Annotated in this window: 16 protein-coding genes and 4 tRNA genes; 8 read left to right on the top strand and 12 right to left on the bottom strand. The window is 51.8% G+C overall.

Annotation, left to right across the window (positions count from 1 at the left end; all coding sequences use genetic code 11):
* Window positions 1-42 precede the first annotated feature (42 nt).
* The 5 genes from crr to cysZ all read right to left on the bottom strand — a co-directional run bounded on the left by crr (window position 43) and on the right by cysZ (window position 4,903).
* On the bottom strand, window positions 43-552 hold the full coding sequence (gene crr / locus E6P06_RS20310) for a PTS glucose transporter subunit IIA (protein ID WP_000522253.1): 510 nt from the start codon (window positions 550-552) through the stop codon (window positions 43-45).
* Window positions 553-592: 40 nt separating this feature from the next.
* Window positions 593-2,320, bottom strand: a complete 1,728-nt coding sequence (gene ptsI, locus E6P06_RS20305) for a phosphoenolpyruvate-protein phosphotransferase PtsI (protein WP_003038080.1) — start codon at window positions 2,318-2,320, stop codon at window positions 593-595.
* A 45-nt stretch (window positions 2,321-2,365) separates the two neighbouring features.
* A complete protein-coding gene (ptsH, locus tag E6P06_RS20300) occupies window positions 2,366-2,623 on the bottom strand; it encodes a phosphocarrier protein Hpr (protein WP_003038086.1) in 258 nt (85 codons plus the stop codon).
* A 383-nt stretch (window positions 2,624-3,006) separates the two neighbouring features.
* Window positions 3,007-3,978, bottom strand: coding sequence for a cysteine synthase A (cysK, locus tag E6P06_RS20295; RefSeq protein ID WP_003038091.1), 972 nt, complete (start codon window positions 3,976-3,978; stop codon window positions 3,007-3,009).
* 163 nt (window positions 3,979-4,141) lie between these two features.
* A complete protein-coding gene (gene cysZ, locus E6P06_RS20290; RefSeq protein WP_003838567.1) occupies window positions 4,142-4,903 on the bottom strand; it encodes a sulfate transporter CysZ in 762 nt (253 codons plus the stop codon).
* Between the two features lie 230 nt (window positions 4,904-5,133).
* Here cysZ and zipA point away from each other — a divergent pair, with 230 nt between their 5' ends.
* From zipA to E6P06_RS20275, 3 genes are all read left to right on the top strand, one after another.
* Window positions 5,134-6,141 (top strand): cell division protein ZipA, encoded by a 1,008-nt coding sequence (gene zipA / locus E6P06_RS20285; RefSeq protein WP_139935640.1) that lies wholly within the window; start codon window positions 5,134-5,136, stop codon window positions 6,139-6,141.
* A 71-nt stretch (window positions 6,142-6,212) separates the two neighbouring features.
* On the top strand, window positions 6,213-8,228 hold the full coding sequence (gene ligA / locus E6P06_RS20280) for an NAD-dependent DNA ligase LigA (RefSeq protein ID WP_060855395.1): 2,016 nt from the start codon (window positions 6,213-6,215) through the stop codon (window positions 8,226-8,228).
* Between the two features lies 1 nt (window position 8,229).
* A complete protein-coding gene (locus E6P06_RS20275) occupies window positions 8,230-8,448 on the top strand; it encodes a DUF3820 family protein (RefSeq protein WP_003038102.1) in 219 nt (72 codons plus the stop codon).
* Here E6P06_RS20275 and E6P06_RS20270 read toward each other — a convergent pair.
* Window positions 8,445-9,443, bottom strand: a complete 999-nt coding sequence (locus E6P06_RS20270) for a bile acid:sodium symporter family protein (RefSeq protein ID WP_003038103.1) — start codon at window positions 9,441-9,443, stop codon at window positions 8,445-8,447. The two genes, E6P06_RS20275 and E6P06_RS20270, sit on opposite strands and share 4 nt — an antisense overlap.
* Before the next feature lie 89 nt (window positions 9,444-9,532).
* On the opposite strand from E6P06_RS20270, the gene E6P06_RS20265 reads away from it, so the two are divergent.
* Entirely contained in the window at window positions 9,533-10,459 is a 927-nt protein-coding gene (locus E6P06_RS20265; RefSeq protein ID WP_046670126.1) for a LysR family transcriptional regulator, read from the top strand.
* Here the strand turns inward: E6P06_RS20265 and E6P06_RS20260 are convergent.
* Window positions 10,450-10,791, bottom strand: coding sequence for a FlxA-like family protein (locus tag E6P06_RS20260; RefSeq protein WP_032937809.1), 342 nt, complete (start codon window positions 10,789-10,791; stop codon window positions 10,450-10,452). The two genes, E6P06_RS20265 and E6P06_RS20260, sit on opposite strands and share 10 nt — an antisense overlap.
* A 291-nt stretch (window positions 10,792-11,082) precedes the next feature.
* Here E6P06_RS20260 and xapA point away from each other — a divergent pair, with 291 nt between their 5' ends.
* The 3 genes from xapA (at window position 11,083) to E6P06_RS20245 (ending at window position 14,212) form a co-directional block, all read left to right on the top strand.
* Entirely contained in the window at window positions 11,083-11,916 is an 834-nt protein-coding gene (xapA, locus tag E6P06_RS20255; protein ID WP_003838576.1) for a xanthosine phosphorylase, read from the top strand.
* A 56-nt stretch (window positions 11,917-11,972) separates the two neighbouring features.
* Window positions 11,973-13,229, top strand: a complete 1,257-nt coding sequence (locus E6P06_RS20250) for a nucleoside permease (RefSeq protein ID WP_061068295.1) — start codon at window positions 11,973-11,975, stop codon at window positions 13,227-13,229.
* Between the two features lie 98 nt (window positions 13,230-13,327).
* Window positions 13,328-14,212, top strand: a complete 885-nt coding sequence (locus E6P06_RS20245; RefSeq protein ID WP_003838579.1) for a LysR family transcriptional regulator — start codon at window positions 13,328-13,330, stop codon at window positions 14,210-14,212.
* A 137-nt stretch (window positions 14,213-14,349) separates the two neighbouring features.
* Here the strand turns inward: E6P06_RS20245 and E6P06_RS20240 are convergent.
* The 4 genes from E6P06_RS20240 to E6P06_RS20225 all read right to left on the bottom strand — a co-directional run bounded on the left by E6P06_RS20240 (window position 14,350) and on the right by E6P06_RS20225 (window position 14,750).
* Window positions 14,350-14,425, bottom strand: a tRNA-Lys gene (locus E6P06_RS20240).
* A 4-nt stretch (window positions 14,426-14,429) separates the two neighbouring features.
* Window positions 14,430-14,505 (bottom strand) — tRNA-Val (locus tag E6P06_RS20235).
* Window positions 14,506-14,552: 47 nt separating this feature from the next.
* A tRNA-Val gene (locus E6P06_RS20230) sits at window positions 14,553-14,628 on the bottom strand.
* Window positions 14,629-14,674: 46 nt separating this feature from the next.
* A tRNA-Val gene (locus tag E6P06_RS20225) sits at window positions 14,675-14,750 on the bottom strand.
* A 258-nt stretch (window positions 14,751-15,008) separates the two neighbouring features.
* Here E6P06_RS20225 and gltX point away from each other — a divergent pair.
* Window positions 15,009-16,424, top strand: coding sequence for a glutamate--tRNA ligase (gene gltX, locus E6P06_RS20220; RefSeq protein WP_057102365.1), 1,416 nt, complete (start codon window positions 15,009-15,011; stop codon window positions 16,422-16,424).
* Between the two features lie 56 nt (window positions 16,425-16,480).
* On the opposite strand, the gene E6P06_RS20215 is transcribed toward gltX, so the two are convergent.
* Complete coding sequence (locus tag E6P06_RS20215) at window positions 16,481-16,873, bottom strand: YfeC-like transcriptional regulator (RefSeq protein ID WP_003028279.1); 393 nt, start codon at window positions 16,871-16,873, stop codon at window positions 16,481-16,483.
* Window position 16,874 lies beyond the last annotated feature (1 nt).

Raw genomic sequence — 16,874 nt, 5'->3', positions numbered from 1 at the left:
AAAAATGGCGCCAATCGGCGCCATTTTTCTCTGCGGCAAGAATTACTTCTTGATGCGGATAACCGGGGTTTCACCCACGGTCACGCTACCGGACAGTTTGATCAGTTCTTTGATTTCGTCCATGTTGGAGATAACAACCGGAGTCAGGGTAGACTTGGCTTTTTCTTCCAGCAGCGGCAGATCGAATTCAATAACCGGGTCGCCCACTTTCACGCGCTGACCTTCTTCAGCGATGCGTTTGAAGCCTTCGCCTTTCAGTTCAACGGTATCAATACCGAAGTGAACAAACAGCTCAATGCCGCTGTCGGATTCGATAGAGAAAGCGTGGTTGGTTTCAAAGATTTTGCCGATGGTGCCGTCAACAGGAGCAACCATTTTGTTACCGGTTGGTTTGATAGCGATGCCATCACCAACGATTTTTTCAGCAAAAACTACATCCGGCACGTCTTCGATGTTGACGATCTCGCCAGAGAGCGGAGCAACAATCTCAATAGTTCCGGTGTCTTTCTTATCATCAGAAACCAGAGATTTCAGTTTATCGAACAAACCCATGATCTTCTCCTAAGCAGTAAATTGGGCCGCATCTCGTGGATTAGCAGATTGTTTTTTCTTCAATGAACTTGTTAACCAGCGTCATTAACTCGTCCGTTGTCGGTTGAGCAAGAGCCTGCTCTGCTAACACCTTCGCATCTTCGAAGTTCGTGTTACGGATAATCTTCTTAATGCGCGGGATAGAAATGGCGCTCATAGAGAATTCGTCCAGACCCATCCCCAGCAACAGAAGTGTAGCACGTTCGTCGCCTGCAAGCTCACCACACATGCCAGTCCATTTGCCTTCAGCATGAGAAGCATCAATAACTTGCTTGATCAGCGTCAGCACAGATGGCGACATTGGTTGGTAAAGGTGTGAAATCATATCATTACCACGGTCAACTGCCAGGGTGTACTGCGTTAAATCATTGGTGCCGATACTAAAGAAATCAACTTCTTTGGCTAAATGACGCGCAATTGTTGCCGCAGCCGGTGTTTCCACCATCACGCCAATCTCAATGCTCTCGTCAAATGCTTTACCTTCGTCGCGCAGTTCCTGTTTGTAGATTTCAATCTCTTTGCGCAGTGCACGCACTTCTTCAACAGAGATGATCATTGGGAACATGATGCGCAGTTTACCGAAAGCAGAGGCGCGCAGAATCGCGCGAACCTGGTCACGCAGGATCTCTTTACGATCCATGGCGATACGCACGGCACGCCAGCCCAGGAACGGGTTCTCTTCTTTCGGGAAATTCATGTACGGCAGTTCTTTATCGCCGCCGATGTCCATGGTGCGAACGATGACCGCCTGAGAGCCACAGGCTTCAGCAACGGCTTTATACGCAGCAAACTGTTCTTCTTCAGTTGGCAGCGATTCACGGTCCATGAACAGGAATTCGGTGCGGTACAGACCCACACCTTCAGCGCCGTTACGTTCAGCGCCTTCAACGTCACGAACGGTACCGATATTGGCGCAAACTTCAACCTGATGTCCGTCCAGCGTGATAGCCGGCAGATCTTTCAGCTTAGCGAGTTCCGCTTTCTCGGTTGCAACCTGCTCCTGAACGGCACGCAGTTGCTCGATAACGTCGTTGGTCGGATTGACGTAAACCTGATTGTTTACGGCATCCAGAATCAGATAGTCGTCGTTTTTAACCTGAGAGGTGACGCTACCCGTACCGACGATGGCAGGCAGTTCCAGAGAACGCGCCATGATAGAGGTATGGGAGGTACGTCCGCCCGCGTCAGTAATGAAACCCAGCACCTTGTTCAGGTTCAGCTGTGCGGTTTCTGACGGGGTCAGGTCTGCGGCTACCAGGATAACCTCTTCCTGAATAGCGCTCAGGTCGATAATTGCCAGACCCAGGATGTTACGCAGCAGGCGTTTACCGATGTCACGTACGTCAGCCGCACGTTCTTTCAGGTATTCATCATCCAGCTCTTCCAGGGCTGTGGCCTGACCTTCGATAACTTCATGCGCGGCTGCATCAGCCGTCATGTGCTTATCTTTAATCAGGGCTATGATTTCCTGCTCCAGCTCCTCATCTTCGAGCAGCATGATATGCCCTTCAAAGATGGCTTCTTTTTCTTCACCGAACGTTTCACCAGCTTTGGTTTTGATCGCTTCCAGTTGCGCAGATGCCTTGGCACGACCGCTCAGAAAACGTTCAACTTCCTGATCAACCTTGTCGGCAGAAATTTTTTTCCGGTCAATGACGATTTCGTCTTCTTTCAGTAGCAATGCTTTACCGAAAGCGATACCCGGGGATGCTAAAATGCCTGAAATCATAACCCTACCTTACTTGTGACTGATATTTAAAAGAACTCGTTGAACTTACTCGAGTTCAGCCATCAGTTTAACCAGATGCTCAACTGCTTTCTGCTCGTCTTCACCTTCTGCGGACAGGGTAACAACGGTACCCTGAGTCAGGCCCAGAGTCTGCAGTTTAAACAGGCTTTTGGCGCTAGCGCTTTTGCCGTTGGAAGTCACAGTAATATCAGAAGTAAAGCCTTTTGCTTCTTTAACAAACTGAGCAGCAGGGCGAGTATGCAGACCGTTCGGAGCGGTAATGGTAACTTCTTGCTGGAACATTATATTTCCCCAACTTATAGGTTTAGTGTTGTGGAACTAAAGTCTAGCCTGGCGGTTCAACTTTAGCCTGTATTGTTAGCATCGGCGTAAACTGGACGCGACACAAAAGGAGTTCGGTGCAATCCGTTGCTGGCAACTTCTTGCCGCTGACGTTTCGTTCGTCATTAAACATTATGCCGCGAAAGGAAGAGTTGAACCAAATCATAAAATCGATTCAGCTAACGCTTTTCCTGTAACGATTAATTTCGCGCATCAAAATAATTAGCTTGGTTAAATACCAGTTCTGGTGGGTTGAATCAATGCCAGGCGAGTTGAAACTTTGAAGCAGGCCACAAAAAAGCACCCAAAAGGGTGCTTTTTTACGCGTTTTTAACATGCTGGCATTACTGTTGCAGTTCTTTCTCTGTGAAGAGATCGGCAAACAGTGCAGTGCTCAGATAACGCTCACCCGATGACGGTAGAATAACCACTATATTCTTATTGGTAAAGGTTTCATCTTCCTGCAGCTTAAGCGCGGCAGCAACAGCAGCGCCGGAAGAAATGCCCGCCAGAATACCTTCTTCTTCCATCAGGCGACGCGCAGTAGAGATTGCTTCATCATTGGTGATGGCGACGACTTTATCGATAAGTTTCAGATCAAGGTTGCCTGGAATGAAACCCGCACCAATCCCCTGAATTTTATGTGGGCCCGGTTTAAGTTCTTCACCCGCCAGCGCCTGGGCGATAACCGGGGAGTCGGTAGGTTCAACCGCGACGGTGATCAGATCGGTTTTGCCTTTAGTGCCTTTGATATAACGGGTCACACCAGTCAATGTACCGCCGGTACCTACGCCGGAAATAAAGACATCAACCTGGCCATCGGTATCTTCCCAGATTTCCGGGCCGGTGGTTTTTTCGTGAATTTCCGGGTTCGCCGGGTTGCTGAACTGCTGCAGCAGCAGGAACTTCTCCGGATCGCTGGCGACAATTTCTTCCGCTTTCTGGATTGCACCCTTCATCCCTTTTGCGCCTTCGGTCAGCACCAGGTTCGCACCCAGAGCTTTCAACAGCTTGCGGCGCTCAATGCTCATCGTTTCCGGCATGGTCAGAGTCAGTTTGTAACCGCGGGCTGCGGCAACGTAGGCTAGCGCAATCCCCGTGTTGCCGCTGGTCGGTTCTACCAGCTCAACACCCGGTTTCAGTACACCACGTTTTTCGGCATCCCAAATCATATTGGCACCGATACGGCATTTGACGCTAAAGCTCGGGTTACGAGATTCCACCTTCGCCAGAATGCGTCCGTTACCGATACGGTTCAGTCGAACCAGCGGCGTATGACCGATAGTCAGCGAGTTGTCTTCAAAAATCTTACTCATGGCCTGTCCTTAACTGTATGAAATTGGGATACCGCTTCAGCATACCTGTTGAGAAAGTATGGGGAAGTAAGGAAATCGCATATCTATATGCTGATGGGAAATAATGCCTTGCAGTATGGAATAAGAGCGGGCATAAGCCAGCCCGCTTTTACACATTTTTGCATTACTTCCATAACGCGTGCTTAGCACGATAGCAGTCTACCCACATCGCCGTGGCACCACAAACCGCGACCGGCATGATGAACAGATTGAGCACCGGAATCATGGTGAACAGGCTGGTCAGCGCGCCGAACTGCATATTGGTGACCTTGCGTGTACGCAGCGCGACGCGCATCTCCTTAAAAGGCACCTTATGGTTATCAAACGGATAATCGCAGTACTGAATGGCCAGCATCCATGCGCTGAACAGGAACCACAGCACCGGGGCGACGGTCTGCCCAATACCTGGAATGAAATAGAGGATCAGCAACACGATGGCGCGCGGGAGATACCACGCCAGCTTTTGCCATTCACGTTTCATAATACGGGGAACATCTTTCATGATGCCGAGAACACCGGTGTCAGGCGGTGTTGCGCCCGTTAAGCGCGCTTCCAGTTGTTCAGCCAGCAGACCGTTAAACGGCGCGGCAATCCAGTTGGCTATGGTGGAAAAGAGGTAGCCGAACACCAGTAGTACGGAGATAGTGACAATCGGCCACAGCAAGTAGCTGAGCCACTGAAGCCAGTCAGGGACGTGACTCATCAGCGCGGGGATCCAGCTATCGAGTTGTGTGAATAGCCACCAGAATGCGCCGCCCATCAGCAGGATATTCACCAGCAAAGGCAGGATGACAAAGCGACGAATGCCCGGTTGGGTGATGAGCTTCCATCCCTGTGAAAAGTAATAAAGGCCGCTGCGAGGTACGACTGCAGATGATGAAACCATGGTCAGGACATACTCCTTGTTATATAAGCTCTGGTAAACTTTGCGTATCTTACCGGGTTGTTGAGCGTTAAGCTGTTCAGAAATGTTTGAAAAAACAGCAAAAAGCACAATTTTGTTCATCTTTATGCCGTGAAAGCCAAGAGTGCACTTGCACTTGGCGTAATCGACAAATACTCTTAGTGAGTAAATGTTTGCCGTGGTGGCAAGGTGTTAGAACAACAGAGAATATAATGATGCAGGATTTGCGTCTGATATTAATCATTGTTGGCGCGATCGCCATAATCGCTTTACTGGTACATGGTTTTTGGACTAGCCGTAAAGAGCGGTCTTCTATATTCCGCGATCGCCCATTGAAACGCATGAAGTCTAAACGTGAAGACGAGGATTCGTTCGACGACAACGTCGAGGAAGACGAAGGCGTGGGCGAAGTTCGCGTTCATCGTGTGAATCATGCTCCCGGTAACGCGCAGGAACATGGTGTTCCTCCTCAGTCGCCGCAACACCAGTACCAGCCGCCTTATGCGTCGGCTCAGCCGCGTCAACCCGCGCAGCAGCCTGCACAAGCGCCGGTACCGCCGCCGCATGCTCAGCCGCAGCCTGTACAACCGCAGCAGCCGGTGCAACATCAGCCTGTTCAGCAACAACCTGTACAGCAGCCGATGCAGCATCAGCCCGTTGCTCCGCAGGTTCAGCAGCCCGTGCAGCAAGCACCGCAACCTGCGCCGCAGACTTTCCAGCCCGCAGAGCCTGCCGTTGAACATCAACCGCAGCCTGAGCCGGTAGTTGAAGAAGCGCCTGTTGCTGAAAAACCTCAGCGTAAAGAAGCGGTCATTATTATGAACGTTGCGGCGCATCACGGTAGCGAGCTCAATGGTGAAGTGCTGCTCAATAGCATTCAGCAAGCCGGTTTTAAATTTGGCGATATGAATATTTTCCATCGTCATTTGAGCCCGGATGGCAGCGGTCCGTCGCTGTTCAGCCTTGCCAATATGGTTAACCCAGGAACGTTTGACCCCGAAATGACGGGTGAGTTCAGCACCCCTGGCGTAACTATTTTTATGCAGGTTCCGTCCTATGGGGACGAGCTGCAAAACTTTAAGCTGATGCTGCAGTCCGCACAGCACATTGCCGATGAAGTGGGTGGTGTGGTGCTTGACGATCAACGTCGCATGATGACGCCGCAGAAACTGCGCGAGTATCAGGACCGCATCCGCGAAGTTAAAGAATCTCGCGCCTGATTCTCCTTTGGCGTGACATCTCCTTGCTAAACCCCCGCCTGTCGGGGGTTTTTTATCATTGATGGTGCGATATGGAATCAATCGAACAACAACTGACAGAACTGCGAACCACGCTTCGCCATCATGAGTATCTCTACCATGTGATGGACGCGCCGGAAATTCCCGATGCGGAATACGATCGTCTGCTGCGCGAACTCCGCGAGCTGGAAGCGCAGCATCCGGACCTTATTACCCCTGACTCGCCAACCCAACGCGTTGGCGCCGCCCCGTTAACGGCGTTCAGTCAGATTCGCCATGAAGTGCCGATGCTGTCGCTGGATAACGTGTTTGATGAAGAGAGTTTTCTCGCCTTTAACAAGCGCGTACAGGACCGACTGAAGAGTACGGACAAACTAACCTGGTGCTGTGAGCTGAAGCTTGACGGGCTGGCGGTGAGTATTCTCTATGAAAACGGCGTGCTGGTTAGCGCCGCAACGCGCGGCGATGGCACCACCGGGGAAGACATTACCTCGAACGTGCGCACCATTCGTGCGATCCCGTTAAAACTGCGCGGCGATAACATTCCGACGCGTCTGGAAGTGCGCGGCGAGGTGTTCCTGCCGCAGGCCGGGTTTGAAAAAATCAACGAAGAGGCCCGCCGTACTGGCAACAAAGTGTTTGCTAACCCGCGAAATGCGGCGGCTGGGTCATTACGCCAGCTCGATCCGCGTATCACAGCGAAGCGACCGCTTACTTTCTTCTGCTATGGCGTTGGTGTGCTGGAAGGTGGTGTGTTGCCCGATACCCATCTGGGCCGTCTGCTGCAATTTAAAGAGTGGGGATTGCCGGTGAGCGACAGAGTGGCGCTTTGCGACTCTCCGGAGGAAGTACTTGCTTACTATCATAAGGTTGAAGAAGACCGACCGACGCTGGGCTTCGATATCGACGGCGTGGTGATTAAAGTCAACTCCATGGCGTTGCAGGAGCAACTGGGCTTTGTTGCCCGCGCGCCGCGCTGGGCGGTGGCCTTTAAGTTCCCGGCACAGGAGCAGATGACCTTTGTCCGCGATGTTGAGTTTCAGGTAGGACGTACAGGGGCGATTACGCCTGTCGCCCGCCTTGAGCCAGTTCAGGTTGCCGGGGTGTTGGTCAGTAACGCCACCTTGCACAATGCGGATGAAATTGAGCGTCTTGGTTTGCGTATTGGCGATAAAGTCGTCATTCGCCGTGCGGGCGATGTCATCCCGCAGGTAGTGAACGTCGTGATTTCCGAGCGTCCGGACGATACCCGCGAAATCGAGTTTCCCACCCACTGTCCGGTATGCAACTCTGACGTTGAGCGTGTGGTAGGCGAAGCGGTTGCTCGCTGTACCGGAGGTTTAATCTGCGGGGCACAGCGGAAGGAATCATTGAAACACTTCGTTTCCCGCCGTGCGCTGGACGTCGACGGCATGGGCGACAAAATTATCGATCAACTGGTCGAGAAAGAGTATGTCCATACGCCAGCGGATCTCTTCACGCTGACCGCAGGTAAGCTGACCGGTCTTGATCGCATGGGGCCGAAGTCGGCGCAAAACGTAGTGAATGCGCTGGAAAAAGCGAAAGAGACCACGTTTGCCCGTTTCCTCTATGCGCTGGGTATTCGTGAAGTCGGCGAAGCGACGGCTGCAGGTCTGGCTGCATATTTCGGCACGCTCGACGCGCTGGAAGCCGCCTCTGTTGAAGAGCTGCAAAAAGTGCCGGATGTCGGCATCGTGGTGGCGACCCACGTGTTTAATTTCTTTGCCGAAGAGAGTAACCGCGAGGTGATCGTCCAGCTTTTGGAGCAGGGGATTCACTGGCCAGCGCCGGTGGTTATCAACGCTGAAGAAATCGACAGCCCCTTCGCGGGTAAGACGGTGGTGCTGACCGGGAGCCTGAGCCTGATGTCGCGTGATGATGCCAAAGCACGACTGACCGAGCTGGGGGCAAAAGTGGCCGGTAGCGTGTCGAAGAAAACCGATCTAGTGATTGCGGGGGAAGCAGCGGGCTCTAAACTGGCAAAAGCGCAGGAGCTGGGCATTGAAGTGATCGACGAAGCTGAAATGATTCGCTTACTGGGTGCCTGAGATGGAAAAAGAGCAGCTGGTTGAAATCGCCAATACCGTGATGCCCTTTGGCAAATATAAAGGGCGTCGGCTGATTGATGTACCGGAAGAGTATCTGCTGTGGTTTGCCCGTAAGGATGAATTCCCGCCGGGCAAGCTCGGCGAACTGATGCAAATCACGCTGCTGATTAAAACTGAAGGGCTGACGCAACTGGTGCAGCCCCTGAAACGCCCGCTTTAAGCCTTTGCGGCGCGGCTTTTCTGCTGCGCCTGCAATGCGTCCGTCTGTTGCTTGTAGCGACGTGCCAGCACCGCACAAACCATCAACTGAATTTGATGGAAGATCATCAGCGGCAGCACCATCATTCCTATCACTGACGTCGGGAACAGAATATTTGCCATTGGGATCCCATTCGCCAGGCTCTTTTTCGATCCGCAAAAGACAATGGTGATCTCATCGGCCTTGTTGAAGCCGCATTTACGCGCAACAAAGACGTTGATGCCAATCACGATTGCCAGCAATACGATGCTGACCACCACGATAAACAGCAGTGAGCCAATCCCCACTTTGTGCCAGATCCCGTTAACCACGGCTTCACTGAAGGCGGAGTAAACCACCAGTAAAATGGATGATTGATCCGTTTTTGCAATCCATTTTTTATGTCGGGACACCCAGTTACCAATCCACGGACGCGAAAGATGTCCCAGTACGAACGGCAGCAGCAGCTGCAGCATGATTTTCCCCACCTGCTCCAGGCTGCCTTCTGCGCCATGCATATTCATGACCAGGCCAACAAGCAACGGCGAGAGAAAAATACCCAGCAGGCTGGAGGCCGAAGCGGAACACACGGCGGCGGCAACGTTCCCCCCCGCCAGCGACGTAAAGGCGATTGCCGACTGCACCGTGGCCGGCAAAATACACAGGTACAGGAAACCGGTGTACAGCATCGGGTCAACATTAACCGGCGCCCACCAGGCGAACAGAACGCCCAGCACCGGGAAAACAACAAACGTGCTGCACATCACCCACAGATGCAAACGCCAGTGACTACCGCCGGCAATAATTGCCTCACGAGAGAGCTTGGCCCCGTGCATAAAAAACAGCAGGGCAATGGCGGCGGTGGTTAAGCCTTCAAAGAAAGGCACAAAGCCACCTTCGGCTGGGAAAAAGGACGCCAGTAATACGACCGTAATCAACGTAATCGTGAACGGATCAAGGATACGAAAAAGTTTCATAAAAGCTCCTGAAATTCAGTAGCAACATTTTGCGTTTTTCCATTTGAGAAATAAAATTGATTTATTGCATCCATATATGAATCGAATAGATGAATTACTCTCTGCGTCAGCTCCGTATCTTTGTTACCGTCGCTCAGGCCAAAAGCTTTAGCCGGGCGGGGGATATTATTGGCTTAAGCCAGTCTGCGGTCAGCCACAGCGTTAAAGAGCTTGAAGCTCAGACGGGGGTGCGGTTGTTAGATAGAACAACGCGGGAAGTGGTGCTGACGGAAGCGGGGCACCAGTTGGCGACGCGGCTGGAACGTATTCTGGATGAACTGCACAGCACGCTGCGTGAAGCAGGCCAGGTGGGGACACAGTTAACCGGAACGGTGCGTGTTGCCGCCAGCCAGACAATCTCTGCTCACCTTATTCCACAGTGTATTGCCCAGAGTAATGAGCTTTATCCTGCGATCGATTTTGTGCTGCACGACAGGCCCCAGCAGTGGGTGCTGGAAAGTATTCGCCAGGGAGAAGTCGATTTTGGCATTGTGATTGATCCCGGAGCGGTGACCGATCTGCAGTGTGAAGCCGTACTGTCCGAACCGTTCCTGCTGCTGTGTCGCGAGGATCATCCGTTAGCCCAACGTGAGTGGGTGAACTGGCAGGATTTGTATCACGAACGTTTGGTGTTACAGGATTACGCTTCCGGTAGTCGACCGCTGATCGATGCGGCGTTGGCCCATTTTTCCATTGATGCCAACATCGTTCAGGAGATTGGTCATCCCGCCACGCTGTTCCCGATGGTGGAGGCGGGGATTGGCATCAGTGTGCTGCCCGCGCTGGCGCTCCCCTTACCGCAGGGCAGTCACTTGCAGGTTAAGCGCCTGACGCCGGTAGTTGAACGGCAACTGATGCTGGCTCGACGTAAAAACCGCTCTTTATCAACCGCGGCTCAGGCGCTGTGGGACGTGGTGCGTATGCAGGCCAGTGAATTAACCGCTGGTCGTGCCCGTGATCCGTTGTATCAGATATAAATATCGACCTGACGTTGGTCGGAAGCCGTGTTGATGCCCTCAGCTTTTCTCTGATCGGCGCTTTGCTTTTGCTGTGACTCCTCAGCCTGGCGTCGCAACAGTTGAGCCAGCTGTGCTTGTAACATCTTGATTTGTGTCTGAATAAGTTCCTGCTGTTCGCGCTTCTGCTCAACACTGCCACTACTATTGGGAATATCTTTGAGCTGCTGAGTTAGCTTGGTTATCTTTTGAGTGACTTGTGCAATCTGAGCGGAGATGTCATTCCCGGCTGGGGCTTTTCCACCACCACTACTGCTTTGAACAGTTGGGGTGGAAACGTTAATCGTTGTCATACGGATTCCTCACGCCATAAAACATGAGTATCGGCATTAGTGAACAGAACTTCAGTTACAATATGGCGGAGCGGAGTTTAATAATACAAGTTCCAAATCTTCATGTATCTCTATTCCTGTGCCATTTCTGGCCCGAAAAAAATGTGATTTCAGGCTGGTTTAGTGCGACTCATCGATACCGATTTACTATCGGTTGTCGGGATAAACGGTATTGGTAATCGATTGCGTAGTCTCGCTATAACAGTGCGGTACGCGACATTATTTTCGACTACTCAGTATTAAGGATATCTCATGAGTCACTCTCTTTTCTCGCAAAATCCCTGGTATAGCGCCGACATCATTCGTAGTTACAAACCCGATTTCACCCCGCGCGTAGCCTTTATTCTTGGCTCTGGCCTCGGTGCTCTGGCGGATCAAATCGAGGATGCAGTGGCCATCTCTTACGAAAAATTGCCGGGATTCCCTGTCAGTACTGTACATGGTCATGCCGGTGAGCTGGTGCTGGGAAATCTGGCGGGTATTCCGGTGGCTTGTATGAAAGGGCGTGGGCATTTTTATGAAGGTCGCGGCATGACGGTGATGACCGATGCCATTCGCACCCTGAAGCTACTGGGCTGCGAACTGTTATTTTGTACTAATGCCGCAGGTTCTTTGCGCCCCGAAGTCGGACCAGGTAGTCTCGTTGCGCTTAGCGATCACATTAATACGATGCCAGGTACACCAATGGTCGGACTAAACGATGAGCGTTTTGGTGAGCGATTCTTTTCGCTGGCGAATGCCTATGATGCTGACTATCGTGCGATCCTGCAAACCGTCGCCGCAGAAGAAGGGTTTCCGCTGAGCGAAGGGGTGTTTGTTTCTTATCCGGGACCGAACTTTGAAACGGCGGCAGAAATCCGCATGATGCAAATTATTGGTGGCGACGTGGTGGGGATGTCGGTGGTGCCTGAAGTTATCTCTGCGCGTCACTGCGGTCTGAAAGTGGTTGCGGTGGCTGCCATCACCAACCTGGCGGAAGGTTTGGGGGATGTGAAGTTATCTCACGCACAGACGTTGGCTGCAGCGGAACTCTCCCGGCAGAACTTCATCAATCTGATCTGTGGCTTCTTGCGCAAACTGGCCTGAATAATTAAAACATGACCCCGCTTGCGGGGTCTTACTTTATGGCAAGGAACGGAAAAATGGGTATCGCATCTCGCTTAAAGCTCATGTCGTTTTTGCAATATTTCATCTGGGGAAGCTGGCTGGTAACCCTGGGTTCTTACATGATTAACACCCTGGATTTTACCGGCGCGAATGTGGGTATGGTCTACAGCTCGAAAGGGCTGGCAGCGATTATTATGCCGGGCATTATGGGGATCATTGCCGATAAGTGGCTGCGTGCCGAGCGCGCTTATATGCTGTGCCATCTGGTGTGTGCTGGCGTGTTGCTGTACGCCACAACCGTTACCGATCCACAGACTATGTTCTGGGTAATGTTGGTTAACGCGATGGCGTATATGCCGACGATTGCGTTATCGAACAGCGTCTCATATTCATGCCTTGCACAATCGGGTCAGGATCCGGCCACCGCATTCCCGCCAATTCGTGTATTTGGCACGATAGGTTTTATTGTGGCGATGTGGACGGTCAGCTTAATGGGGCTGGAACTGAGCAGCGCACAGCTTTATATTGCTTCAGGCGCATCGCTGCTGCTGGCTCTGTATGCGCTGACGTTACCAAAAATACCGGTTGCGGAGAAAAAAGAGTCCGCCACGCTGGCCAGTAAACTGGGGCTGGATGCGTTTGTTTTGTTTAAAAATCCGCGCATGGCAATTTTCTTTTTGTTTGCCATGATGCTGGGGGCGGTGCTGCAAATCACCAACGTCTTTGGCAATCCGTTTCTGCATGATTTTGCCCGTAACCCTGAGTTTGCCAACAGCTTTGTGGTGAAATATCCCTCCATTTTGCTGTCAGTTTCGCAGATGGCGGAAGTGGGCTTTATCCTCACTATCCCGTTCTTCCTCAAACGTTTTGGCATCAAAACGGTGATGCTGATGAGCATGCTGGCGTGGACGCTGCGCTTTGGCTTCTTTGCCTTTGGCGATCCGTCCCCGTTTGGCTTTGTGTTGCTGCTTATGTCGATGATCGTTTACGGCTGCGCGTTTGATTTCTTCAACATCTCCGGGTCGGTATTTGTCGAGCAGGAAGTTGACTCAAGCATTCGCGCCAGCGCCCAGGGGCTGTTTATGACGATGGTAAATGGCATTGGCGCGTGGGTGGGTTCAATCCTGAGCGGGATGGCGGTGGACTATTTTTCTGTCGATGGCGTCAAGGATTGGCAAACTATCTGGCTGGTGTTTGCCGCTTACGCGCTGGTCCTGGCGGTTATCTTTGCATTGTTCTTTAAATATAAGCATGAGCCTGAACGACTGGCGCAGAAATCACCGGCACATTAATGCTCCTTTAGCGGCGGGTTCTGATACCCGCCGTTTCATTTTCTGCGATGCAATGTGGTAACTTTGCGCATTATTCTTCACTCAGGAGCGCATTATCCATGGAACGCACGCACCGCATCGATCTGAAGTTACTGCGTTATTTTCTTGCCGTCGCAGAAGAACTGCATTTTGGACGCGCTGCTGCTCGCCTGAATATGTCGCAACCGCCTCTCAGTACACATATTAAAGAGCTGGAACAACAGCTCGGCACGTTGCTATTTATCCGTCATTCCCGCAGCGTGGCGTTAACCCACGCCGGAAAAATTTTGATGGAAGAATCGCGCAGACTGTTATCCAGTGCTAATCAGGCGCTGGCACGAGTGGAACAGATTGGTCGCGGTGAGGCAGGGCGAATTGAGCTAGGCGTCATTGGTACCGCAATGTGGGGAAAAATGCGTCCGGTGATGCGACGTTTTCTGAAGGAAAATCCCAACGTTGAGGTGCAGTTTCGCGAGAACATGCCCGCAATGCAGATGACGATGCTGGAAAGACGTGAACTGGATGCGGGGATTTGGCGCATGGCTACTGAACCCTCTCCCGGATTTACCAGCCTGCGCTTACATGAGTCCTCATTTTTGGTGGCCATACCAGAAGAACATGCTCTTACCGCCTGTGAATCCGTACCGCTGGAAGCGTTGAGAAATGAATATTTTGTCACGATGCCCTCCATTCATACCGACTGGGCATTTTTGCAGCGAGTTTGCCTGAGCGCTGGATTTTCCCCGATGATTATCCGTGAGGTGAGGGAGCCGCAAACGGTGCTGGCGATGATCAGCATGGGGATTGGTATTACGTTAATTGCTGACAGTTATGCGCAGATGAGTTGGCCAGGCGTGGTATTCCGACCGTTAGAGGAACGTATTCCGGCGGATTTATATATTGTGTATGACCAACAGCAGGCGACACCCGCGCTGGAGAAACTGGTAGCGGCATTGACGATGTGAATCTGTGCCGGATGGCGACTAACGTCTTATCCGGCCTACGAAGGGAGTATTGTCGGTAGGCCTGATAAGCGTAGCGCATCAGGCAGTTGTATAAATCGCAGATAGCAAAAAAGCGCCTTTAGGGCGCTTTTTTACATTGGTGGGTCGTGCAGGATTCGAACCTGCGACCAATTGATTAAAAGTCAACTGCTCTACCAACTGAGCTAACGACCCGAAGTGGTGGGTGATGACGGGATCGAACCGCCGACCCCCTCCTTGTAAGGGAGGTGCTCTCCCAGCTGAGCTAATCACCCACTTCGGTACTTCAATTTTATCGTAAGAAATCCAGCTGGCGAGAAAGTGGTGGGTGATGACGGGATCGAACCGCCGACCCCCTCCTTGTAAGGGAGGTGCTCTCCCAGCTGAGCTAATCACCCACTTCTCAATTTCTTACTCTACACGGCGGAGACTACATAAAGTAGTTGGTGGGTGATGACGGGTTCGAACCGCCGACCCCCTCCTTGTAAGGGAGGTGCTCTCCCAGCTGAGCTAATCACCCCCGCTGTGTGGAGTCGCATTATAGGGAGAGTTGAAAATGAGTCAACGCATTTTCTAAAGAATTTGTTCGTTCGTCGTAAATTTAAACAAAACGATCGCAAATCAATCCATGCAGCATGATTTGTATACGAAAATGGCAAAGCGTGATGTTCCAACCTGAACAACATTGAGGAATCAGACCACAGTGATAGAATACGAGCCTGATAATCTTCCCAGGATTTGCCGGTTGTCGGCATCTTTATAAACGTAAGGCCATTTCATGAAAATCAAAACTCGCTTCGCGCCAAGCCCGACAGGTTACCTGCACGTCGGTGGTGCGCGTACTGCTCTATATTCCTGGCTTTTTGCACGTAACCATGACGGTGAGTTTGTGCTGCGTATTGAAGACACCGATCTCGAACGCTCCACTCCGGAAGCTATTGAAGCCATTATGGATGGCATGAACTGGCTGAATCTGGAATGGGATGAAGGTCCGTACTTCCAGACCAAACGTTTTGATCGCTACAACGCCGTGATTGATGAGATGCTGGAAGCCGGTACCGCGTACAAATGCTACTGCTCCAAAGAACGTCTGGACGCGCTGCGTGAAGAGCAGATGGCAAACGGTGAGAAGCCTCGTTATGACGGTCGCTGCCGCCACGGTCATGAACATCATGCTGATGATGAACCATGCGTGGTGCGTTTTGCCAACCCGCAGGATGGATCCGTTATTTTTGATGACCAGATCCGTGGGCCGATCGAATTCAGCAACCAGGAGCTGGACGATCTGATCATCCGCCGTACCGACGGTTCCCCGACCTACAACTTCTGTGTGGTGGTCGACGACTGGGATATGGAAATCACTCACGTTATTCGTGGTGAAGACCATATCAACAACACTCCGCGTCAGATAAACATCCTGAAAGCGCTGAATGCGCCGGTACCGGTTTATGCACACGTGTCGATGATCAACGGCGACGATGGTAAAAAACTTTCAAAACGTCACGGTGCGGTCAGCGTTATGCAGTATCGCGACGACGGTTACCTTCCGGAAGCGCTGCTGAACTATCTGGTGCGTCTGGGCTGGTCCAGCGGCGATCAGGAAATCTTCACCCGTGAAGAGATGATCAAATTGTTCTCCCTTGGTGCGGTGAGTAAGTCTGCCAGTGCGTTCAACACCGAAAAACTGCAGTGGCTTAACCATCACTACATTAATGCGCTGGCACCGGAATATGTGGCAACGCATCTGCAATGGCACATTGAGCAGGAAAATATCGATACTCGCGTCGGCCCGCAGCTGTCGGAGCTGGTTAAACTGCTGGGTGAGCGCTGCAAAACGCTGAAAGAGATGGCGCAGAGCTGCCGTTACTTCTACGAAGATTTTGCTGAGTTCGACGCGGACGCCGCGAAGAAACACCTGCGTCCGGTAGCACGTCAGCCGCTGGAAGTGGTTCGCGATAAACTGGCTGCTATCAGCGAGTGGACGGCAGAAAACGTGCACCACGCGATTCAGGAGACCGCTGATGAGCTGGAAGTGGGTATGGGTAAAGTTGGGATGCCGCTGCGCGTAGCCGTAACCGGTGCGGGTCAGTCTCCGGCGTTAGACGTCACAGTGCATGCGATTGGTAAATCCCGCAGCATTGAGCGTATTAATAAAGCGCTGGCGTTTATTGCTGAGCGTGAAAGCCAGCAGTAAGATCGGTTGAGCGATGAAACAACGGCAGGAGCGCATCCTGCCGTTTTTTTTGCCTGTTATTCAGACTCATCAATACCCAGACGGGTAAGGAAAGTGCGAATACCTTCGCGAGAAATATACATTGCCAGCTTTTCTTGTTCCGTTGGGGACATGTTGTCCAGTGCGCTAATTATCTGGCGACAGGCGTGGCTACGCACCACGTGGTTGTATTCTGCCAACGGTTCCTCTGCCTGATAAATTTCAGGTACTTTACGAAAAGCCGGAATATTGAGCAGAAACGTGCGGACGCTGGAGTCGATATGAATCAGCCTTGCACGACCCCCTTTAACGCCGGGAAACTTTTCGGTGGTCCAGTTTTGTTCTCTGATCCAACGATTGACGGTTTGTTTGGCAACTCCGAGACAGTCCGCCAGTTCTTCGGTCGTCATTTTGCTGCGTAATTTTTTCATA

The sequence above is a fragment of the Citrobacter sp. CF971 genome, from assembly GCF_006385635.1.
GTDB lineage: Bacteria > Pseudomonadota > Gammaproteobacteria > Enterobacterales > Enterobacteriaceae > Citrobacter > Citrobacter freundii.
This window is presented reverse-complemented; position numbering and strand designations above follow the sequence as displayed.